This window comes from Streptomyces sp. NBC_00016 (assembly GCF_045040885.1).
Classification (GTDB): domain Bacteria; phylum Actinomycetota; class Actinomycetes; order Streptomycetales; family Streptomycetaceae; genus Streptomyces; species Streptomyces coriariae.
This window is the reverse complement of record NZ_CP108304.1, coordinates 2,036,388-2,057,413: the sequence shown is the minus strand read 5'-3', so window position 1 is coordinate 2,057,413 and position 21,026 is coordinate 2,036,388. Positions and strand designations below refer to the sequence as shown.

At 71.3% G+C, this 21,026-nt stretch carries 17 protein-coding genes; 4 read left to right on the top strand and 13 right to left on the bottom strand.

Annotation, left to right across the window (positions count from 1 at the left end; translation table 11 throughout):
* Positions 1 to 5: 5 nt before the first annotated feature.
* The gene (locus OG933_RS09215; protein ID WP_362271069.1) at positions 6 to 902 is read left to right on the top strand and encodes a shikimate dehydrogenase; all 897 of its coding nucleotides are present in this window, start codon (positions 6 to 8) and stop codon (positions 900 to 902) included.
* A 135-nt stretch (positions 903 to 1,037) separates the two neighbouring features.
* On the top strand, positions 1,038 to 2,864 hold the full coding sequence (locus OG933_RS09210) for a bifunctional sugar phosphate isomerase/epimerase/4-hydroxyphenylpyruvate dioxygenase family protein (protein ID WP_405626426.1): 1,827 nt from the start codon (positions 1,038 to 1,040) through the stop codon (positions 2,862 to 2,864).
* 1 nt (position 2,865) lies between these two features.
* Here the strand turns inward: OG933_RS09210 and OG933_RS09205 are convergent, their stop codons facing one another.
* The 8 genes from OG933_RS09205 to tkt are packed head-to-tail and all read right to left on the bottom strand — an operon-like array spanning position 2,866 to position 13,217.
* Positions 2,866 to 4,308: a membrane-associated oxidoreductase gene (locus tag OG933_RS09205; protein WP_362526889.1), complete on the bottom strand. Its 1,443-nt coding sequence runs from the start codon at positions 4,306 to 4,308 to the stop codon at positions 2,866 to 2,868.
* Positions 4,309 to 4,350: 42 nt separating this feature from the next.
* Entirely contained in the window at positions 4,351 to 4,944 is a 594-nt protein-coding gene (locus OG933_RS09200) for a histidine phosphatase family protein (protein ID WP_362526886.1), read from the bottom strand.
* A gap of 8 nt (positions 4,945 to 4,952) precedes the next feature.
* Positions 4,953 to 5,834 carry a phosphogluconate dehydrogenase (NAD(+)-dependent, decarboxylating) gene (gene gnd / locus OG933_RS09195; protein ID WP_405633306.1) on the bottom strand — a complete coding sequence of 294 codons (882 nt, stop codon included), beginning with the start codon at positions 5,832 to 5,834 and terminating at the stop codon, positions 4,953 to 4,955.
* 18 nt (positions 5,835 to 5,852) lie between these two features.
* A complete protein-coding gene (gene pgi, locus OG933_RS09190) occupies positions 5,853 to 7,493 on the bottom strand; it encodes a glucose-6-phosphate isomerase (protein WP_405626424.1) in 1,641 nt (546 codons plus the stop codon).
* Positions 7,486 to 8,421: a glucose-6-phosphate dehydrogenase assembly protein OpcA gene (gene opcA / locus OG933_RS09185; protein WP_267021612.1), complete on the bottom strand. Its 936-nt coding sequence runs from the start codon at positions 8,419 to 8,421 to the stop codon at positions 7,486 to 7,488. The genes pgi and opcA overlap by 8 nt, the downstream gene beginning before the upstream one ends.
* A complete protein-coding gene (gene zwf, locus OG933_RS09180) occupies positions 8,418 to 9,962 on the bottom strand; it encodes a glucose-6-phosphate dehydrogenase (protein ID WP_362526881.1) in 1,545 nt (514 codons plus the stop codon). The genes opcA and zwf overlap by 4 nt, the downstream gene beginning before the upstream one ends.
* Positions 9,959 to 11,104, bottom strand: a complete 1,146-nt coding sequence (tal, locus tag OG933_RS09175; protein WP_405633303.1) for a transaldolase — start codon at positions 11,102 to 11,104, stop codon at positions 9,959 to 9,961. Before tal ends, zwf begins: the two co-directional genes overlap by 4 nt.
* Before the next feature lie 19 nt (positions 11,105 to 11,123).
* Entirely contained in the window at positions 11,124 to 13,217 is a 2,094-nt protein-coding gene (gene tkt / locus OG933_RS09170) for a transketolase (protein ID WP_362526875.1), read from the bottom strand.
* Between the two features lie 168 nt (positions 13,218 to 13,385).
* On the opposite strand from tkt, the gene OG933_RS09165 reads away from it, so the two are divergent.
* The gene (locus tag OG933_RS09165; protein WP_054241473.1) at positions 13,386 to 14,288 is read left to right on the top strand and encodes an AraC family transcriptional regulator; all 903 of its coding nucleotides are present in this window, start codon (positions 13,386 to 13,388) and stop codon (positions 14,286 to 14,288) included.
* A 30-nt stretch (positions 14,289 to 14,318) separates the two neighbouring features.
* On the opposite strand, the gene OG933_RS09160 is transcribed toward OG933_RS09165, so the two are convergent.
* Positions 14,319 to 15,230 (bottom strand): SDR family oxidoreductase, encoded by a 912-nt coding sequence (locus OG933_RS09160; protein ID WP_405626422.1) that lies wholly within the window; start codon positions 15,228 to 15,230, stop codon positions 14,319 to 14,321.
* A 199-nt stretch (positions 15,231 to 15,429) separates the two neighbouring features.
* On the opposite strand from OG933_RS09160, the gene OG933_RS09155 reads away from it, so the two are divergent.
* Positions 15,430 to 16,404: a LysR substrate-binding domain-containing protein gene (locus tag OG933_RS09155; protein WP_405626419.1), complete on the top strand. Its 975-nt coding sequence runs from the start codon at positions 15,430 to 15,432 to the stop codon at positions 16,402 to 16,404.
* A 93-nt stretch (positions 16,405 to 16,497) separates the two neighbouring features.
* Here the strand turns inward: OG933_RS09155 and OG933_RS09150 are convergent, their stop codons facing one another.
* From OG933_RS09150 to OG933_RS09135, 4 genes are all read right to left on the bottom strand, one after another.
* Complete coding sequence (locus OG933_RS09150) at positions 16,498 to 17,889, bottom strand: glycoside hydrolase family 16 protein (protein WP_405626417.1); 1,392 nt, start codon at positions 17,887 to 17,889, stop codon at positions 16,498 to 16,500.
* Between the two features lie 169 nt (positions 17,890 to 18,058).
* Positions 18,059 to 19,315, bottom strand: a complete 1,257-nt coding sequence (locus OG933_RS09145) for an Ig-like domain-containing protein (RefSeq protein ID WP_362526861.1) — start codon at positions 19,313 to 19,315, stop codon at positions 18,059 to 18,061.
* Positions 19,316 to 19,657: 342 nt separating this feature from the next.
* On the bottom strand, positions 19,658 to 20,113 hold the full coding sequence (locus OG933_RS09140; RefSeq protein WP_405626415.1) for a GNAT family N-acetyltransferase: 456 nt from the start codon (positions 20,111 to 20,113) through the stop codon (positions 19,658 to 19,660).
* Positions 20,114 to 20,233: 120 nt separating this feature from the next.
* Positions 20,234 to 21,013 carry an IclR family transcriptional regulator gene (locus OG933_RS09135; RefSeq protein WP_405626413.1) on the bottom strand — a complete coding sequence of 260 codons (780 nt, stop codon included), beginning with the start codon at positions 21,011 to 21,013 and terminating at the stop codon, positions 20,234 to 20,236.
* Positions 21,014 to 21,026 lie beyond the last annotated feature (13 nt).

The window sequence follows — 21,026 nt, the reverse complement described above, 5'->3', positions numbered from 1 at the left end:
CCGCCGTGGCCGTCGTCTTCAAGGACTCGTATCTCGTCGGACTGATCGGCTCCGGCATCGGTCCGTCCCTCAGCCCGGCGCTGCACGAGCGGGAGGCCGACCGGCAGGGCCTGCGGTACCTGTACCGGCTCATCGACATCGACGTGCTGGGCCTGGGGCCCGAGGCGGTGGGCGACCTGGTGCGCGCCGCCCGCGACCTCGGCTTCGACGGGCTCAACATCACGCACCCGTGCAAGCAGCTGGTCATCCCGCACCTCGACGCGCTCGCCCCGCAGGCCGAGGCGCTCGGCGCGGTCAACACCGTGGTCTTCGAGGACGGCCGGGCCATCGGCCACAACACCGACGTCACCGGATTCGCCGCCTCTTTCGCGCGCGGTCTGCCCGACGTGCCGCTGGAGCGGGTGGTGCAGCTGGGCGCCGGCGGGGCGGGCGCCGCCGTCGCGCACGCCACCCTCACGCTGGGCGCCGGCCAGGTCACCGTCGTGGACGCGCTGGCCGACCGGGCCGCGGATCTCGCCGGTTCCCTCAACCGGCACTTCGGACCCGGCCGGGCCGCGGCCGCGGCTCCCGACCGGCTGGCCGATCTGCTCGCCCAGGCCGACGGCGTCGTGCACGCCACTCCCACCGGCATGGCCGCCCACCCCGGCCTGCCCTTCCCGGCCGGGCTGCTGCGCCCCGACCTGTGGGTCGCCGAGGTCGTCTACCGTCCGTTGGAGACCGAGCTGCTGCGCACCGCGCGCGCGGTCGGCTGCGCCACTCTGGACGGGGGCGGCATGGCAGTCTTCCAGGCCGTGGACGCCTTCCGGCTGTTCACCGGCCGCGAGCCGGACAGCGTCGGCATGCTGGCCGACTTCGCGGAGATGGCCCGTGGCGCCGAGCACTCGGCGGGCCATGCCGTATGACGGCCGCGGGCCATGCCGTATGACGGCCGCGGGCCATGGCGTACGACGGCCGCGGGCCACGCCCCATGACAGCCGCAGGATGTCCCGCCCCGCGCCCCCGACGGGTCGCGGCACAGCCCTCGAAGGAGCATGACCGTGCGTACGTCGATAGCCACCGTCTCCCTCAGCGGATCCCTCACCGAGAAGCTCACGGCCGCCGCCCGGGCCGGTTTCGACGGCGTCGAGATCTTCGAGAACGACCTGCTCGCGAGTCCCCTCACCCCGGAGGAGATCCGCGCCCGCTGCGCCGACCTCGGCCTGGGCATCGATCTCTACCAGCCGATGCGGGACATCGAGGCGGTGCCGGCCGAGGAGTTCGCCCGCAACCTGCGCCGCGCCCGGCACAAGTTCGAGCTGATGAACCGGCTCGGCGCGGACACCGTCCTGGTCTGCTCCAGCGTCTCCCCGCTCGCGGCCGACGACGACGCGCTCGCCGCCGGGCAGCTGAGCGAACTGGCCGACCTGGCGCAGGACTTCGGCATCCGCGTCGCCTACGAGGCGCTCGCCTGGGGACGGCACGTCAGCACCTACGACCACGCCTGGCGCATCGTCGAGGCGGCCGGCCACCCCGCGCTCGGCACCTGCCTGGACAGCTTCCACGTCCTGTCCCGCAGCTCCGATCCGAAGGACCTCGAAGGCATCGAGGACATCCCCGGCGAGAAGATCTTCTTCCTCCAGCTGGCCGACGCCCCGCTGCTCGGCATGGACGTCCTCCAGTGGAGCCGCCACCACCGCTGCTTCCCCGGTCAGGGCGGCTTCGACGTCGCGGGACTGGTGAAACACGTCCTGCGCACCGGTTACGACGGACCGCTCTCGCTCGAGGTCTTCAACGACGTCTTCCGGCAGGCCGAGGCCGGCCCGACCGCCGTGGACGCCCGCCGCTCCCTGCTGATCCTCCAGGAGGAGGCCGGCGTCCGGGCCCTGCCCGCGCCCGCCGCCCCCACCGGGATCGCCTTCGCCGAACTGGTCACCCACGACGCCGAACCTCTCGCCGCCCTCCTCACCGGCCTCGGCTTCGCCCGCACCGCCCGCCACCGCGGCAAACCCGTCGAGCTGTGGGAGCAGGGCGAGGCCCGCGTCCTGGTCAACACCGGTCCGGCCGTCCTCCCCCGCTTTCGGCTTCGCTCGCGCGGGGGGACCCCCATCGACGGCACCACCCTCACCGCGCTCGGCCTGGAGTCACCGGACCCCGCGGCGGCCGCCCGCCGCGCCGAGGCACTGCTCGCCCCCGTCCTGCCCCGCCGTCGGGCCGCCGAGGACGCCCCGCTCGACGCCGTCGCCGCCCCCGACGGCACGGAACTCTTCCTGTGCGCGACGAACCGGCCCGAACTGCCCAACTGGCGCGCCGACTTCGCGGACGTACCGCACACCCCGGCCGCCTCGGACGCCGTCCGCATCGACCACGTGGCACTCACCCAGCCCTGGCACCACTTCGACGAGGCGGTGCTCTTCCACCGCGGTGTCCTCGGCCTCGACGCCCAGGAGAGCGTCGACGTCGCCGACCCCTACGGACTGCTGCGCAGCCGCGCCGTCACCAACACCGACGGCAGCGTCCGCCTCCCGCTCACCGTCGGCGCGGCCCCAGGTGACGACACCGCGCACGCCCGGCACATCGCGCTGGCCACCGACGACGTGGTCGCCGCGGCCCGCCGGTTCACCGAGGCCGGCGGACGCCTGCTGCCCATCCCGGCGAACTACTACGACGACCTCGAGGCCCGCTTCGAGTTCGCCGACGGCGAGCTGGACACCTACCGCGACCTGGGCATCCTCTACGACCGCGACGCGCACGGCGTCTTTCGGCACTGCTACACGCACACCGTCGGCCGGGTCTTCTTCGAACTCGTCCAGCGCGAGGGCGGCTACCAGGGGTACGGCGCCGCCAACGCGCCGGTGCGGCTGGCCGCCCAGCACGCCGCGCGCTGACCTACTGCCGGCTGACCGTCCTGGTCACACCGGCGACGACGGTCGTGGCCAGGATCCAACCGGTCACGATGAGGACGTACGACAGCGTCTGGTACCAGCCCCTCGGCGCGAACGCGCTCTCCTGCCCGAAGGAGATCACGGGCAGCAGCAGGTCGAGGGTGTAGAAGACCGGGTTGAATTCGGGTGCCTCACCCGTCTTGAGCGGGGGCGGGTGGTGCCCGGCGTACGTGATCGAGCCGACCGCCAGCAGGGACAGCAGCCAGACGGCCGCGCGCAGCGGGCGGAACCCGTAGCCGACGGCCGCGTCCTGGAGGTGGCCCCACACCCGGCCGTACCAGGGCAGGGTGCCGCGATGCCGGCGCTGCTTGGCCAACTGCACCACCCGGGCCGCACGGTCGTCGCCGATGCGGCGGTAGGCGCCCGTCAACTGCTCGTAGGCGTGCGGGTCGAACGCGCCGTCGTCGCGCTCCAGCATCGGCAGCCGCCGCTCGGCGGGCTCGTGCGGGGTGAGGAAGGTGTAGGTGAGATCCAGCAGCCGGACCTGGTCGGGCAGCATCTCCGGCTCCAGCTGGAGCTGGCCCACCTCGGCGCGCCGCAGATTGAGCCGGCCCTCGACCGGAGGGCCCTCGCGCAGCCAGAGCTCCCCTATGACGCAGCTGCTGGCCCGCAGCGCGGTGCCGCCCGGGTTGGACAGCGAGGTGCGCAGCAGGTCCACCCGGCCGGGGATGCGGGAGCCGCGCAGATCGATCCGGCCGTGCGCGCGCAGCCGCCTGCCCAGCAGATTGGCCCCCACGTCGAGGGACTCCGCGTTGAGCACATGCGCGCCGGGGTTGTTGAGTTCGGCGTCCTCCAGGTCGATCGAGCCGGTGACGGAGGCGCCGTCGAGCCGGATCAGGCCCTGGGTGCGCAGCCCGCGGGCGCAGAGGTCGTCGTCGATGAAGACCTGGTTGAGCTGGAGGACGGGCTCCGAGAGGTCCGTCGCGGTGACCTCCGCCCCGTCGAGGTACAAGGCACCCGAGATCTGCGCCCTGCTGAGGTGTACTTGGCCGCCGACACGGCAGCGGGTCAGCCGCAGGCCCCCGTCGATCCGGGTGTGTGACGCGTCCAGGCCGGGCAGCTCGGAGTCGCGCAGGCTGACGTAGTTGAGCTGGGCGCCCACCAGCCTCGGGGCCTCGTCGAAGCGGCAGTGGATCAGGCGGATCATGCTGTCGACGACCGCGTGGCGCAGGTCGAGGAGACCGGTGACGCGTGCCCCGGTGACCTTGAGGGCGGCTATCTCCCCCGGTTCGCGGGGGCCGTTGAGGAGCAGCGCCCGCAACACGGCCGCCCGTACGCTGCGTTCGGGACCGTTCTCCTCGCCCTGCGCCCGAAAATCGACGGTCGCGCCCGTGGCGAAGGCCCGCCAGAGTCGCTGTTCGGCCGGTGTCAGATCGTTGATCTCCATCAGCCGCGACTCTGGCGGGCCTTGCCGAGCGGTGTCAACCGGCTATGCCCGTACGTTCCATTCGGCGATCACGGGCCGCCCGTGCTCCGTCGACAGACGGCTCATGGTGCCCGTGGCCAGCTGGAACAACCGCCCCTCGGCAGGCGGCAGTCCGAGCCGGCGGGCCGTCAACACCCGCAGGACATGGGCATGGGCGACGAGGACGACGTCACCGTCGTCGCGGGCCAGCGCGGTGTCCACCCGGGCCAGCACCCGGTCGGCGCGCCGACCGATCTCCTCGGGCGACTCGCCGGGGTGACCGGCCGGGCCGGGCGGCACGCCGTCGGTCCACAGGTCCCAGGCGGGACGGGTGCGGTGTATCTCGTCGGTGGTGACGCCCTCGTAGCCGCCGTAGTCCCATTCGTGCAGGTCGGGTTCGGGCAGGGCGCCGGTGATGCCGGCGAGTTCGGCGGTGCGTATCGCGCGGTGCAGCGGGCTGGTCAGGGCGAGCGAGAGGGTCCGGCCGGAGAGGAGCGGGGCCAGCGACTTGGCCTGTTCCTCACCGTGTTCGGTGAGGGGCAGGTCGGTGAAGCTGGTGTGCTGTCCCGACCTGCTCCACTCGGTCTCCCCGTGGCGGACCAGCAGCAGATCCCCCACGGCCGGGCCTACTTCTCCGCCGACTCGACGGCGTGGCCGCCGAACTGGTTGCGCAGCGCCGCGATCATCTTCATCTGCGGCGAGTCCTCCTGACGGGAGGCGAACCGCGCGAAGAGGGACGCCGTGATGGCGGGCAGCGGCACGGCGTTGTCGATCGCGGCCTCGACCGTCCAGCGGCCCTCGCCGGAGTCCTCCGCGTAGCCGCGCAGCCTGTCGAGGTGCACGTCCTCGTCGAGGGCGTTGACGGCCAGGTCGAGCAGCCAGGACCGGATGACCGTGCCCTCCTGCCAGGACCGGAAGACCTCGCGCACGTTCTCCACGGAGTCCACCTTCTCGAGGAGCTCCCAGCCCTCGGCGTACGCCTGCATCATGGCGTACTCGATGCCGTTGTGGACCATCTTCGAGAAGTGCCCGGCGCCCACCTTGCCCGCGTGGACATAGCCGTACGGGCCCTCCGGCTTGAGCGCGTCGAAGATCGGCTGCACCTTGGCGACGTGCGCGACGTCGCCGCCGACCATCAGGGCGTAGCCGTTCTGGAGGCCCCAGACGCCGCCGGACACACCGGCGTCGACGAAGCCGATGCCCTTGGCGCCGAGCTCCTTGGCGTGCTTCTCGTCGTCCGTCCAGCGGGAGTTGCCGCCGTCGACGACCGTGTCGCCGCTCTGGAGCAGGCCGCCGAGCTCGTCGATGACGGACTGGGTGGCCTCGCCGGCCGGGACCATCACCCAGACGGTGCGCGGCGCTTCGAGCTTTTCGACGAGTTCGGCGAGACCGCCGACGTCGGAGACCTCGGGATTGCGGTCGTAGCCGATGACGGTGTGGCCGGCGCGGCGGATGCGCTCGCGCATGTTGCCGCCCATCTTGCCGAGACCGATCAGGCCCAGCTGCATCGATGTCATGTCAGTTCACTACTTCCTGAGTTCGCGGTAGGCGGCGACGAGAGCGGCGGTGGAGGGATCGAGGCCGGGCACCTCGGCACCCTCGGTGAGGGCGGGTTCGACACGCTTGGCGAGCACCTTGCCGAGCTCCACGCCCCACTGGTCGAAGGAGTCGATGTCCCACACGGCGCCCTGCACGAACACCTTGTGCTCGTAGAGCGCGATGAGCTGACCGAGCACCGACGGGGTCAGCTCGGGGCTGAGGATCGTGGTGGTGGGGTGGTTGCCCTGGAAGGTGCGGTGCGCCACCTGCTCCTCCGGCACGCCCTCCGACCGGACCTCCTCGGCGGTCTTGCCGAAGGCGAGGGCCTGTCCCTGCGCGAACAGGTTGGCCATCAACAGGTCGTGCTGCGCCTTGAGTTCGCCGCTCAGCTCGTCGAGGGGACGGGCGAAGCCGATCAGGTCGGCCGGGATCAGCTTGGTGCCCTGGTGGATCAACTGGTAGTAGGCGTGCTGCCCGTTGGTGCCCGGAGTGCCCCACACCACCGGCCCGGTCTGCCACTGCACGGGCCGGCCCTCGCGGTCCACCGACTTGCCGTTGGACTCCATGTCGAGCTGCTGGAGGTAGGCGGTGAACTTCGACAGGTAGTGGCTGTAGGGGAGCACGGCGTGCGACTGCGCGTCGAAGAAGTTGCCGTACCAGACGCCCAACAGGCCGAGGATCAGGGGGGCGTTGGACTCGGCGGGCGCGGTGCGGAAGTGGTCGTCGACGATCCTGAACCCGTCGAGCAGCTCCCGGAACCGCGCCGGGCCGATGGCGATCATCAGCGACAGGCCGATCGCCGAGTCGAAGGAGTAGCGACCGCCGACCCAGTCCCAGAACTCGAACATGTTGGCCGTGTCGATGCCGAAGTCGGCGACCTTCTCGGCGTTCGTGGACAGCGCGACGAAGTGCTTCGCGACCGCCTTCTCCTCACCGCCCAGCCCCTTCAGCAGCCAGGTGCGGGCCGAGGTCGCGTTGGTGATCGTCTCGATCGTGGTGAAGGTCTTGGAGGCGACGATGAACAGCGTCTCGGCGGGATCCAGGTCGTGGACCGCCTCATGGAGATCGGCGCCGTCGACGTTGGAGACGAACCGGAAGGTCAGCGAGCGGTCCGTGTAGGCCCGCAGTGCCTCGTACGCCATCGCGGGACCCAGGTCGGAGCCGCCGATGCCGATGTTGACGACATTGCGGATCCGGCGGCCCGTGTGACCGGTCCACTCGCCCGAGCGCACGCGCTCGGCGAAGCCGCTCATCTTGGCGAGCACGGCGTGGACCTGGGGGACGACGTCCTCGCCGTCGACCTCGACGACGGTGCCCGTGGGGGCCCGCAGCGCGGTGTGCAGGACCGCGCGGTCCTCGGTGATGTTGATCCTGTCGCCGCGGAACATGGCGTCGCGCAGCCCGAACACGTCGGTTGCGGCGGCGAGTTCGCGCAGCAGGGCGAGCGTCTCGTCGGTGACCAGGTTCTTGGAGAAGTCGATGCGCAGGTCGCCGACGCGCACCACGTACCGCTCCGCGCGCTCCGGGTCCGCGGCGAACAGCTCCCGCAGGTCCGTCTGCCACCGGGCACGGTGGTCCTTCAGCGCGGTCCACTCGGGCCGCTGGTCGAGCCGGGGGGTGTCAGACATGGGAGGGGGTCTCCTTGGTGCCCTCGCCGCGCAGGGCGACGGCGTACATCTCGTCCGCGTCGAGGCGCCTGAGCTCCTCGGCGATGAGTTCGGAGGTGGCGCGGACCTTCAGCGCCAGGGTGCGCGAGGGCTGGCCGGGCAGCGTGAGCGTGGCGAGCGGGCCCTCGGGGCGGTCGATGACGATCTCGCCCCTTTCGGTGCCGAGCCGGACGGCCGTGACGACCGGGCCCGCGGTGACGACCCGGTCGACCACGACGTTCAGCCGGGCCTCCAGCCAGCGCGCGAGCAGCTCGGCGCTGGGGTTGTCGGCCTCGCTCTCGACGGCCGCCGAGGTGATCGGCACCTGGGCCTGGTCCAGCGCCGCCGCGAGCATCGAGCGCCACGGGGTGAGCCGGGTCCAGGCGAGGTCGGTGTCGCCGGGCGCGTACGACTTCACGCGCGCCTCCAGGGCCGTCAGCGGCCGCTCGACGGCGTACATGTCGGTGATCCTGCGCTGTGCGAGCGCGCCCAGCGGGTCCTTGGCGGGGTTCATCGGCGCGTCCACCGGCCACCACACGACCACCGGCGCGTCCGGCAGCAGCAGCGGCAGGACGACGGAGTCGGCGTGGTCGGACACCTCGCCGTACGTCCGCAGGATGACCGTCTCGCCGGTGCCCGCGTCGGCGCCCACCCGTACCTCGGCGTCGAGACGGGCGTTGGTGCGGTCGCGCGGGCTGCGGGCGTGCCGCTTGATGACGACCAGGGTGCGCGAGGGGTGCTCGTGCGAGGCCTCCTCGGCCGCCTTGATCGAGTCGTAGGCGTTCTCCTCGTCCGTGACGATGACCATCGTCAGGACCATGCCCACGGCCGGTGTGCCGATGGCGCGGCGACCCCGCACCAACGCCTTGTTGATCTTGCTTGCCGTGGTGTCGGTCAGGTCGATCTTCATGGCCTGCGCCAGCTCCGTCCGTCTCGTGCGAGCATCTCGTCGGCTTCCTCGGGTCCCCAGCTTCCCGAGGCGTACTGCGCGGGCTTGCCGTGCCGTGCCCAGTACTCCTCGATCGGGTCGAGGATCTTCCAGGACTCTTCCACTTCCTGGTGGCGCGGGAACAGGTTGGCATCGCCGAGCAGTACGTCCAGGATGAGCCGCTCGTACGCCTCCGGGCTGGACTCGGTGAAGGACTCGCCGTAGGCGAAGTCCATCGTGACGTCCCGGATCTCCATCGAGGTGCCCGGCACCTTGGAGCCGAAGCGGACCGTGATGCCCTCGTCCGGCTGGACGCGGATCACGATGGCGTTCTGGCCGAGCTCCTCGGTCGCCGTGGAGTCGAAGGGGGAGTGGGGAGCGCGCTGGAAGACCACCGCGATCTCGGTGACCCGGCGGCCGAGGCGCTTGCCGGTCCGCAGGTAGAACGGCACGCCCGCCCAGCGGCGGTTGTCGACGTTCAGCTTCACGGCAGCGTACGTGTCCGTCGTGGAGGACGGGTCGATGCCGTCCTCCTCCAGGTAGCCGAGCACCTTCGCGCCGCCCTGCCAGGCGCCCGCGTACTGGCCCCGCACGGTGTGGCTGCCGAGCTCCTCGGGCAGCTTCACCGCCCTGAGCACCTTGAGCTTCTCGGTGAGCAGCGCGTTCGCGTCGAAGGCGGCGGGCTCCTCCATGGCCGTGAGGGCCATCAGCTGGAGCAGGTGGTTCTGGATGACGTCACGGGCGGCGCCGATGCCGTCGTAGTAGCCGGCCCGGCCGCCGATGCCGATGTCCTCGGCCATCGTGATCTGCACATGGTCGACGTACGACCGGTTCCAGATCGGCTCGAACATCGTGTTGGCGAAGCGCAGCGCCAGGATGTTCTGGACGGTCTCCTTGCCGAGGTAGTGGTCGATGCGGAAGACCTGGTCCGGCTCGAACACGTCGTGCACGACCGCGTTCAGTTCCTGCGCGCTGGCGAGGTCGTGCCCGAAGGGCTTCTCGATGACGGCCCGCCGCCAGGAGCCCTCCGGCCCCTTCGCCAGCCTGTGCTTCTTGAGCTGCTCGACCACCTTGGGGAAGAACTTCGGCGGTACGGAGAGGTAGAAGGCGAAGTTGCCGCCCGTGCCGCGGGAGGAGTCCAGCTCCTCGACGGCGTCCCGCAGCTGCTTGAACGCCGTGTCGTCGTCGAAGTCGCCGGGGACGAACCGCATGCCCTCGGCGAGCTGTTGCCAGACCTCCTCGCGGAACGGCGTCCGGGAGTGCTCGCGCACCGCGTCGTGGACGACCTGCGCGAAGTCCTGGTCCTCCCAGTCGCGGCGGGCGAAGCCGACGAGCGAGAAGCCCGGCGGGAGCAGACCGCGGTTGGCGAGGTCGTAGACCGCCGGCATCAGCTTCTTGCGCGACAGGTCGCCGGTCACGCCGAAGATGACGAGGCCGGAGGGGCCCGCGATACGCGGCAGGCGCCGGTCGCGGGCGTCCCGCAGGGGGTTCTCCCAGGCCGCGTCGAGACTGCTGGTGCTCATTCCGCGTCAACTCCCTTGCTCATCAGCGACTTCGTGACCGCGTCCAGAAGGTCCTGCCACGCCACCGCGAACTTGGCGACACCCTCGTCCTCCAACCGGGTGACGACCTCGTCGTAGGAGATGCCGAGCGCCTCGACGGCGGCGAGGTCGGCACGCGCCTGGACGTAGCCGCCGGTGACCGTGTCACCGGTGATGTCGCCGTGGTCGGCGGTGGCGTTCAGCGTGGCCTCGGGCATGGTGTTGACCGTGCCCGGTGCGACCAGATCGTCCACATACAGCGTGTCCTTGTATGCAGGATCCTTCACACCGGTGGATGCCCACAGCGGACGCTGCTTGTTCGCCCCGGCGCCGCTGAGCGCGGTCCAGCGGTCGCCCGCGAAGACCTCCTCGTACGCCGCGTAGGCCAGCCGCGCGTTGGCGAGGGCCGCCCTTCCCTTCAGCGCGAGGGCCGCGTCGGTGCCGAGCACGGTCAGCCGCTTGTCGATCTCGGCGTCGACACGGGAGACGAAGAAGGAGGCCACCGAGTGGATCGTGGACAGGTCCAGGCCCCTGGCGGCGGCCTTCTCCAGGCCCGCCAGATAGGCGTCGATGACCTCGCGGTAGCGCTCCAGCGAGAAGATCAGCGTGACGTTGACGCTGATGCCGAGGCCGATGACCTCGGTGATCGCCGGGAGACCGGCCCGGGTCGCCGGGATCTTGATCATGACGTTGGGGCGGTCGACGAGCCAGGCGAGCTGCTTGGCCTCGGCGATGGTGGCGGCGGTGTGATGGGCCAGACGGGGGTCGACCTCGATGGAGACCCGGCCGTCACGGCCACCCGCCGCCGTGTATACAGAATGCAGGATATCGGCTGCGGACCGCACGTCGGCCGTCGTCATCATCCGTACGGCCTCGTCGACCGTGACGCCCCGCACCGCCAGGTCGGCGAGCTGCTCCTCGTACCCTTCGCCGGAGCCGATCGCGGCCTGGAAGATGGACGGGTTGGTGGTGACGCCGACGACGTTCTTCGTCTCGACGAGTTCGGCGAGGTTGCCGGAGGCGATCCGCTTGCGTGACAGGTCGTCCAGCCAGATGGAGACGCCCTCGTTCGACAGGCGGTCCAGCGCTCCCGCGGTCGCGGTTGCTTCGGTCACTTCGATCATCTTCTTTCTGGCGGTCGGATCAACCACGCGCTGAGGCAAGGCCGTTCAGTGAATCGAGTACGGCCCTGGCCGCGGCGGCGACGTTCTCGGCGGTGAAGCCGTATGCGGCGAACAGGGTCTGTGCGTCGGCGGAGGCGCCGAAGTGTTCGAGGGAGACGATGCGTCCGGCGTCCCCCACGAACCGGTACCAGGTGAGGCCGATGCCCGCCTCGACCGCGACGCGGGCCTTCACCGACGGCGGCAGGACGCGGTCGCGGTACTCACGCGGCTGCTCCTCGAACCACTCCACGGACGGCATCGACACCACCCGGACGCCGATGCCCTCGGCCTCCAGCGCCTCGCGCGCGGCGACGGCCAGCTGCACCTCGGAGCCGGTGGCGACGAGAACGACCTCGGGGGTCGCGGTCGAGGACTCCACCAGGACGTAACCGCCCTTCGCCGCGTCCGGGTCCGGCGCGTACGTCGGCACGCCCTGACGGGTGAGGACCAGACCGTGCGGGGCCGGCCGGGTGGCGTGCCGCTTCAGGATCTCGGCCCAGGCGATCGCCGTCTCGTTGGCGTCGGCCGGGCGGACGACGTTCAGGCCCGGGATGGCGCGCAGCGCGGCCAGGTGCTCGACCGGCTGGTGGGTGGGGCCGTCCTCGCCGAGGCCGATGGAGTCGTGCGTCCACACGTAGGTCACCGGCAGCTGCATGAGCGCCGACATCCGGACGGCGTTGCGCATGTAGTCGGAGAACACCAGGAAGGTGCCGCCGTAGATGCGGGTGTTGCCGTGCAGCGCGATGCCGTTCATCTCCGCGGCCATCGAGAACTCACGGATACCGAAGTGGACCGTGCGGCCGTACGGGCTCGCCTCGGGCAGCGGGTTGCCCTCGGGGAGGAAGGAGGAGGTCTTGTCGATGGTGGTGTTGTTGGAACCGGCCAGGTCGGCGGAGCCGCCCCACAGCTCGGGCAGGACCGCCCCGAGCGACTGGAGCACCTTGCCGGAGGCGGCGCGGGTGGCGACCGGCTTGCCGGGCTCGAACACCGGCAGCGCGTCCTCCCAGCCCTCGGGCAGCTGACCGGCGAGGACCCGGTCGAACAGCTGGGCGCGCCCGGGGTCGGCGCCGCGCCACTTCTCCAGCTGCTTGTCCCAGGCCGCGTGGGCCTCGGCGCCCCGGTCGAGGGCGGCCCGGGTGTGCGCGAGGACCTCGTCGGAGACCTCGAAGCTCTGCTCCGGGTCGAAGCCGAGGAGACGCTTGGTGGCGGCGATCTCCTCCGCGCCGAGGGCCGAGCCGTGGGAGGCCTCGGTGTTCCGGGCGTTCGGCGCGGGCCAGGCGATGATCGTGCGCAGCGAGATGATCGAGGGGCGCCCGGTCTCGGCCTGCGCCGTCCTCAGGGCCGCGTACAGGGCGGGGACGTCGACGTCGCCGCCCTCGGTCGGCTCCACGCGCTGCGTGTGCCAGCCGTAGGCCTCGTACCGCTTCAGCACGTCCTCGGAGAAGGCCGTGGCGGTGTCGCCCTCGATGGAGATGTGGTTGTCGTCGTAGACGAAGACGAGGTTGCCGAGCTTCTGGTGGCCGGCGAGCGAGGAGGCCTCGGCGGAGACGCCCTCCTCCAGGTCGCCGTCGGAGACGATGCCCCAGACGGTGTGGTCGAACGGCGACTCGCCCTGCGGGGCGTCGGGGTCGAACAGGCCACGCTCGTAGCGGGCGGCCATCGCCATGCCGACGGCGTTGGCGACGCCCTGGCCGAGCGGTCCGGTGGTGGTCTCGACACCGGCGGTGTGCCCGTACTCGGGATGGCCGGGCGTCTTCGAGCCGTGCGTACGGAAGCTCTTGAGGTCCGCCAGCTCCAGCTCGTAGCCGGAGAGGAAGAGCTGGGTGTAGAGGGTCAGCGAGGTGTGGCCGGGGGACAGGACGAAGCGGTCACGGCCCGTCCACTCGGGGTCCGCCGGGTCGTGTCGCATCACCTTCTGAAAGATCGTGTACGCGACGGGCGCCAGGCTCATGGCGGTTCCGGGGTGTCCGTTGCCCACCTGCTGCACGGCATCCGCCGCCAGAAGGCGTGCGGTGTCGACGGCACGCCGGTCAAGTTCGGTCCACTCGAAGTTGTTCGGTGTCTGCGTGCTCATCTTCAAGAAATCCTCGATAGGAGCGGGTCATCTGCTCTGTTGTGTTCAAACCTAAAAGTCTGACTTTTACGAAGGAAGGTCTCCCTGTGTCAGCCTGTGGTGAAAGTGGGACACCCGCCGGCGACACATGAGCGCCACGGGTCGGCAACTGGGCGGCACGAGAAGGACATGGTGGACACAAGTACCCAAGACGGCGCCGGTGAGGGCATCAGAACCTTTCCCTTTCCCGTCGAACTCAGCGTCGGCGGCGTCGGCATGCAGGTGGGACCCATGGGCACCGGTCGCACCTGGCACACCGACGCGCCGCTGGACCGTGTGCACCGCATCGACTTCCACGTGGTGATGCTCTTCGACGACGGTCCGGTCCGCCACATGATCGACTTCGCCGAGCACGAGGCGACGGCCGGTGACGTGCTCTGGATCCGCCCGGGACAGGTCCACCGCTTCTCGAAGTCGAGCGAGTACCGCGGAACGGTGCTGACCATGCAGCCCGGCTTTCTGCCGCGCGCCACCGTCGAGGCCGCGGGGCTGTACCGCTACGACCTGCCGCCGCTGCTCCACCCGGACGCGCCGCAGCTCGCGGGCCTGCGCGCGGCGCTGACGTATCTGCGCGGGGAGTACGACGACGGCGGTGCCGACGGCACGCTGCCGCTGAGTCTGCACACGGCGGTGCTGCGGCACTCCCTCACCGCGTTCCTGCTGCGGCTGGCCCACCTCGCGGCGAGCAGCGCGGAGGCGGCGCGCAGCCGGGCCGACACCACGTTCACGCTCTTCCGGGACGCCGTGGAGCGGGACTTCGCCACCAACCACAGCGTCAGCGCCTACGCCGACGCGCTCGGTTACTCCCGCCGTACCCTCGTGCGCGCGGTCCGCGCCGCCACCGGCGAGACACCCAAGGGTTTCATCGACAAGCGGGTCGTCCTGGAGGCGAAGCGGCTCCTGGCCCACACGGACCTGCCGATCGGCCGGGTCGGTGCGGCGGTGGGCTTCCCCGACCCGGCGAACTTCTCCAAGTTCTTCCAACTGCACACGGGAAACACCCCGGTGGCCTTTCGCGCCGAACTGCGCTGAGGCGACCGGGGTGTGTGTCTGCCGGGGGTGTCAGATCCGGGCGGCGCCCTTCCCGAAGTAGTGGCCCTCGTCCAGGTCCGCGAGGAGACCGGGCTGTTCGGGCTGCCAGTCCAGCAGCTTGCGGGTCACGGCGCTGGAGGCGGGGATGTCCCGGCCGACGAGCCCGCCGAGCCAGCCGAAGTGGGCACCCGCCTCGGCGGCCGGGACCGCGGTGACGGGCAGGTCCAGGTGGCGGCCGATGGCGGCGGCGATCTCGCGGAACGGCACGCCCTCGTCGTCGACGCCGTGCAGACGACCGCCCGCCGGGCCGGATTCCAGGGCCAGCCGGTAGAGCCGGGCCGCGTCGAGCCGGTGCACGGCGGGCCAGCGGTTGGCGCCGTCGCCGACGTACGCCGAGACACCCCGTTCGCGGGCGAGGTCGATCAGCCGCGGCACGAAGCCGTGGTCGCCGACGCCGTGCACCGAGGGCGCGAGACGGACCGCGCCGACCCGTACACCCCGCTCGGCGAACGCCAGGGCCGCCGCCTCGTTGGGCATCCGCGCCGCCGCGGGTGAGTCGTCGACGAACCCGTCGTCCTCGGTGCCCACCCGGCCCGGCGGCAGGCCCGCGGTGCCGGAGGTCACGACGAAGGGCCGGCCGGAGTCCGCGAGCTCCTCGCCCAGCGCCTCGATGGCCCGCCGTTCCGTGCGGGCGGAGGCCTCGAAGTTCGCGAAGTCGTGCTGGAAGGCCAGGTGGATCACTCCGTCGGCGGTGGCCGCTCCGCTCCGCAGGCCGTCGGGATCGGTGAGGTCACCGCGGTACACCTCGGCCCCGGCGGAGCTGAGGAACGCGGCGCCCGCGTCCGAGCGGGCGACACCGACGACCCGGTGTCCGGCGCCGATGAGCTCCCGTACGACGGCGGAACCGATGAAACCGGTCGCGCCGGTGATGAAAACGCGCACAGCGCACTCCTCGATGGATGTCGGCAAGGGGTTTCAGCAAGGCCGCCGGGCCGGGGCCGGGCGACGGCTCCATCGTCCGCGGGGGGAGTCGTCCGGGTCCAAGGCCTGTTTCGCATCGCGCAATACGTTTCAGGCATCACCACAGGTCAGGGTGCACGACTGCGCTGCCGACCGATGACCGGGCGGATATTCTTGCCGCATGCCCGACCGCGCCTCCGACCCGAACCCCCACCCCGGCCCCGGCCCCGTCCCCCACCCCGTCCCCGCCCCGGTGACCGACCTCGACCTGCGGCTGGTGCGCTACTTCACCGTCGTCGCCGAACACGGGCACTTCGGTCGCGCCGCCCAGGCCCTGCACCTCACCCAGCCGTCCCTGAGCCGTCAAGTGCAGCGCCTGGAGCAGCAGTTGGGCGTGCGCCTGCTGGACCGTACGCCACGGGGCACGCGGCTGACGGAGGCGGGGGAGGTGTTCCTGCCGCGCGCCAGGGCGCTGCTGGGCTCGGCCGCCGAGGCCGCCGCCCGGGCCCGTGCCGCCGCCGAGCCCAGCCGGATCGTCGTCGGCTACCTCACGGCGATCATCGTCACCCCGGCCGTACGCGAACTGCGCCGCAGGCACCCGGACGCCGACGTCCGCACCCTGCACCTGAACTGGAACGAGTCGCGCCAGGCCCTGCTCGAACGCCGGGTGGACGCCCTGGTCGCCCGGCTGCCGTTCCCGACGGACGGGCTGCACGTCACCGTCCTCTACGACGAACCCCGGGTGCTGGTCGTCCCCCTCGATCACCGGCTGGCCGGCAAGGAATCCGTCACCGTCGACGACCTGGCCGGCGAACCCATGCCCCGGGTGCGGGATTCCGACCCCGCCTGGAGCCGGTTCTGGCGTCTCGAACCGCGCCCCGACGGACTCCCGGTGCCGGACGGGCCGTATGTGGACGAGGTCGAGGACAAGTTCGAACTCGTCGCGGCCGGGCAGACGGTGCTGGTCACGGCGGCCGCTCCCGGATTCGCCCTGCGTCCCGACCTCACCGGTGTGCCCCTCGTCGGCGTCGAGCCGAGTCACGTCGTCCTGGCGACCCGCGCCGACGACCGCGGCCGCCTGGTGACCGCTTTCCGCAAGGCCGCCCGGACACACCTCACGGGCGGCTTCGCGCCACGCGAGCAGGCCGGCCGGTGAACGTCTCGCAAGCACCTCGCGCTCGGCGCACGCGCGGCGCCGGGAGCCGACCCGTAGGCACGGGTCGGCCGCCCGGCGCCGCGGGGCCGTCGGTCAGTGGCCGAAGGTCAACCAGTTGACGTTCACGAAGTCCGCCGGCTGGCCGCTGGTGAAGGTCAGATAGACGTCGTGGGTGCCGGTGACGGAGCTGATGTTCGCCGGGACCGTCCGCCACGACTGCCAGCCACCGGTGTTGGCCACCGCGAAGCTGCCGACGGGGGTGGCGGTACGGCTGTCGAGGCGCACCTCGACCAGTCCGCTGACCCCGCCGGCCGCACCGCTCGCGACCCGGGCGCTGAACTGGGTCGCCGCCGCGGAACCGAAGGTGACGCCCTTGTAGAGCGCGTAGTCGCCGTTCGCGAGGGCGCCGATGTTCTGGCCGCCGCCCGTGTCGGTGGTCGTCTCGGTGATCGTGCCGGAGTGGCTGTCGTACGACTCGGCCTGGATCGTGCCGTAGGCGTCACGGCTGCCGGACGGCGGGGGTGTGGTACCGCTCCCACCGCCCGCGGCCTGGAGCACCTGCACATAGTCCACGACCATCGGGTGACCCGGCTGGGTGTCGCCGTCCAGACCGCCGCCGAAGGCGTCCGGGAAGCCGCCGCCCATCGCGACGTTCAGGATCACGAAGTAGCCGTGGTTCGTGGCGTTGGTCCACGTCGTCGCGTCGACCTGGTTCGCCGTGACCGTGTGGTAGTTGACGCCGTCGACGTAGAAGCGGATCGCCTCGGGGCTCACCGAGCGGTCCCACTCCATGCTGTAGGTGTGGAAGCCGGACTGGCAGGTGGTGTTCGGACACGCGACGGAGTTGCCGATGCCGGTGGTCTCGTTGCACGGGCCGCCCGGGTTGGTGCCGCAGTGCATCGTCGACCAGACCTTGTTCAGGCCCTGGACGTTCTCCATGATGTCCAGTTCGCCGACGCCCGGCCAGTTCTGGTAGTTGCCGCGGTAGGGCGCGCCGAGTGCCCAGAAGGCGGGCCAGTAGCCCTCGGCGGCGGTGCCGGTCACGTTCGGCATCTGGATGCGGGCCTCCACCCGCAGCTTGCCGCCGGACGGGGGCTGGAAGTCGGTGCGGTTGGTCTCGATGCGGCCCGAGGTCCAGCGGCCCGCGGAGTCGCGCAGCGGGGTGATGCGCAGGTTGCCGTTGCCGTCCAGCGAGACGTTGCCGGTGCTGTTGGTCATCGTCTCGACCTCGCCGGTGCCCCAGTTGGCGGGCCCGCCCGGATACGAGGTCCCGGTGCTGTACTGCCAGTTGGAGGTGTTCACCCCGGTGCCCGCGGCGCCGGTGAAGTCGTCGAGGAAGACCTGCGTCCAGCCGGACGGTGGCGTGGGCGCGGAGGCGTTCGCGGGCAGGGTGACGGCCGCCGCGGCGGCGGCCGCCAGGCCGAGGGTGCTGAGTACGGCGACGAGCGCGCGTCGCCGTCTGGGTATGCCGGAGGTTGCACTCATGGGGGGTGCCTCTCGGGTACGGAGTGATGGGCGCGGGTGACTTCGAGAGTGTTTGAGAGCGCTCTCAAAGTGGGCCCAATGTGCTCTCCGTCCCGGAGGCCGTCAAGACTTAAAGCAAGGAAAGTCCTTTCGTGGCAAGGAAGTTCACGGGTTGAACCGCGCAAACGTGCTAAAGCGCGCTGCCCGCGGTCCAGTCCGCCCAGGAGAGGTTCCAGCCGTTGAGCCCGTTGGCCGCCTCGACGGTCCTCTCGCCCGAGTTCTTGACGATCACCACATCGCCGAGCATCGAACTCGCGTAGAACTCGTAGCCCGCGACGGAGCTGTCGTCCGCACCCTTGGCGTCGTGCAGGCCGACGCAGCCGTGGCTGGTGTTCTGGCTGCCGAATATCGAGGTCGAGGCCCAGTAGTTGCCGTGGATGAAGGTGCCGGAGGTGGTCAGCCGCTGGGCGTGCGGGACGTCGGAGATGTCGTACTCGTCGCCGAGGCCGACGGTGGAGGACTCCATCCGGGTCTGTTTGAAGCGCTCGCTGATCACCATGATCCCGGACCAGGTCGTGTGGTCGGAGTCGCCGCCGGAGACGGGGTAGGTGGCCAGGGTCGCGCCGTCCCGCTCGACCGTCATCCTCTTGCTGGAGAGGTCCACGGTGCTGACCTGTGCGCGGCCGATGTGGAACGTGACGTCCTTCGACTGCATACCGTATACACCATTCGATCCCTCGACGTCCTTCAACCGCAGACCGAGGGTGATCGTCGTCCCGGCCGCCCAGTACGTCTTCGGCCGGAAGTCCAGTCGGGTGGCGCTGAACCAGTGCCCGACGATCTCCACGGCCGGCTCGGCGGTCACCGTGATCGCCTTCTCCACGGCGGCCTTGTCGGTCACGGCGTGCGAGAAGTTGATCGAGACCGGCATGCCCACGCCGGAGGTGGAGTTCGCCTCGGGGGTGAAGTAACCGACGAAGGTCTCGCCCGGGGACCTGGTGGTGAAGGTGGCGGTCTGCGCGGCGGCGCCCTCCGCCTGCGCGGTGACCGTGTACTTCGTCCCGGAGTACGGGTGGGCCGTGGACGTCCACGTGGTCCCGGCCTCGTCCAGGGAGCCCGCGAGCGTCGAGCCGTCGTTGCCCGTCACCGTCACGGAGGCGAGCGTGCCGTCGGTCACGGTGACCTCGACGGGGCTGGTGAAGGCCGCCTTCTTGGTGCCGTCGGCCGGCGTGACCGAGATCACCGGCTGCTTGACGGCCGGTGAGGCCTTCGTGGACACGGAACCCGAGGTCCCGGTCCCGGTCGTGTTCTCCGAGGCGTCCGCCGATCCGGAGCTGCATCCGGTCAGCGCGACGGCCGGGACGGCCCCGAGCACGCCCAGGATCCCGCGCCGGGACCAGCCCTCCGGCTGCTGTTCGGACCGGTTCGATATGTGCGAGACGCCCACGGCACGCCTTCCTGAGTTGTCCACCTTTGCGCGTGCATCCTGCGCCTCCCAGATGGGGCGATCCTTTGAATCACCGGGTCGCAACCTGAGATTCCTGTGAGGACGGCCTGAGGGACGCCGGCGCCCGCCGGGGTGACACCCCACGGAGTCGCCCGGCAGGGCCGACCCTGCGGCGACTCACCGGATCGCCCGGGGGAGAGGGAAGGCGCGAGGGCTCGTTCGTGCGGGGGAGGGACCGGCGCGGCTCGCCGTCGTGGGGGAGGGGGGCGACGACTCGACCGCGTCCATGCCCGGCGCCGTGTCCCCCGTCCCCCTTCCGCGCCGTTCCCGACCCGTGGGGCCCTACGCGAGCGGGTAGTCGTAGCGGATGAACCCGTTGAAGCCCGCCACCTTGTCGTACAGGGCGCGGGCCGTGGAGTTGTCCTCCTGAGTGGACCAGTACAGCCGGGCGGCGCCCCGCTCCCGCGCGGCCTCGGCCACGCGCTCGATCAGCGCCCGTGCCACCCCTCTGCCACGCACGGCCTCGTCGACATAGAGATCCTGGAGATAGCAGCTGTCCGCCATCCAGGCCGAGGCGTGGAACAGGTAGTGGGCGATGCCTACCAGCCTTCCCTCCACCCGGGCGCCCACGGCGTGCACCTCGCTGCCGTCCCGAAGACGCCGCCACATCTCCTCGTAGCCGTCGTCGGGCACCTCGGTGCGGTAGAACGTCTTGTAACCGCGCGCCAGCACTTCCCAGGCGGCGCGGTCCTGCGGGCCCAGTGGGCCGATCTCCGTCGTCTGCGTCGTTTCCGTCATGGTGGGGCATTCTCGCCGGGCACCCCCGGGTCACCAACCGGGTTTCGTGTGCGCGGCGCGGACCGCCGCCGGTATACCGTCCGCTGGCCTCGCGAGCCGGCCGCCGCTGGGTGCGGCGGCTCAGCCGGGCCGGCCGTCGGGCTGCCAGCCCAGGGCCCGGGAGATCCCGCGTGCCGCGAGACGTACGGCCGGTGCCAGCACCGGTACCTGCGCGTCGGCGTGCGGGACGACGACCGACACGGCGGCCGCCACCGCACCGCCCGGCCCGCGCACCGGGGCGGCCACCGAAAGGGCGTCGTCGGTGACCTGACGGCTGCTCACCGCGACCCCTGCCCGCCGGACTTCGGCCAGTACCCGGCGCAACCGCGCCTGATCGGTGATGGTGTGGGCGGTATAGGAGGCCAACGCCCCGGCGCAGTACTCCTCTTGGAGCGCGAAGTCGCTGTGCGCCAGCAGCGCGAGCCCCACGCCGGTCACGTGCAGCGGCCAGCGGGCGCCCACCCGGATGTGCACCCCGACCGCCGAACGCCCCGACAGCCACTCGGTGTAGACGACCTCGGACCCGTCCCGCACCGCCAACTGCACGTTCTCGTGCGTGGCTTCGTACAGGTCCTCCAGAAACGGCAGCGCGACCTGCCGCAGCGCCAGGCCGCGCGGGGCCAGCGCCGCGACCTCCCACAGCCGCAAGCCCACGTGGTACACACCGGACGGGTCCCGCTCCAGGGCGCCCCACTCGGTCAGGGCGCTCACCAGCCGGTGCGCGGTGGTGAGGGTCAGGCCGGCGCGGCGGCTGATGTCGGTCAGGGACAGCGCGGGGTGCGTGTGGTCGAACGCGGCGAGCACGGCCAGCAGCCGGCCGGGCGCGGAGCGGGCGGTCACGGCGACAACGCCCTGGTCCATCGGGTCCTCCTCA

What these genes read in the sequence shown, in the direction of transcription:
- OG933_RS09205 (WP_362526889.1), bottom strand. Translation starts at nt 4,308, where the DNA reads ATGGAGATCAACGATCTGACACCGGCCGAACAGCGACTCTGGCGGGCC.
- gnd (WP_405633306.1), bottom strand. Translation starts at nt 5,834, where the DNA reads ATGCAGCTGGGCCTGATCGGTCTCGGCAAGATGGGCGGCAACATGCGC.
- pgi (WP_405626424.1), bottom strand. Translation starts at nt 7,493, where the DNA reads ATGTCTGACACCCCCCGGCTCGACCAGCGGCCCGAGTGGACCGCGCTG.
- opcA (WP_267021612.1), bottom strand. Translation starts at nt 8,421, where the DNA reads ATGAAGATCGACCTGACCGACACCACGGCAAGCAAGATCAACAAGGCG.
- zwf (WP_362526881.1), bottom strand. Translation starts at nt 9,962, where the DNA reads ATGAGCACCAGCAGTCTCGACGCGGCCTGGGAGAACCCCCTGCGGGAC.
- tal (WP_405633303.1), bottom strand. Translation starts at nt 11,104, where the DNA reads ATGATCGAAGTGACCGAAGCAACCGCGACCGCGGGAGCGCTGGACCGC.
- tkt (WP_362526875.1), bottom strand. Translation starts at nt 13,217, where the DNA reads ATGAGCACGCAGACACCGAACAACTTCGAGTGGACCGAACTTGACCGG.
- OG933_RS09165 (WP_054241473.1), top strand. Translation starts at nt 13,386, where the DNA reads ATGGTGGACACAAGTACCCAAGACGGCGCCGGTGAGGGCATCAGAACC.
- OG933_RS09155 (WP_405626419.1), top strand. Translation starts at nt 15,430, where the DNA reads ATGCCCGACCGCGCCTCCGACCCGAACCCCCACCCCGGCCCCGGCCCC.
- OG933_RS09150 (WP_405626417.1), bottom strand. Translation starts at nt 17,889, where the DNA reads ATGAGTGCAACCTCCGGCATACCCAGACGGCGACGCGCGCTCGTCGCC.
- OG933_RS09140 (WP_405626415.1), bottom strand. Translation starts at nt 20,113, where the DNA reads ATGACGGAAACGACGCAGACGACGGAGATCGGCCCACTGGGCCCGCAG.
- OG933_RS09135 (WP_405626413.1), bottom strand. Translation starts at nt 21,013, where the DNA reads ATGGACCAGGGCGTTGTCGCCGTGACCGCCCGCTCCGCGCCCGGCCGG.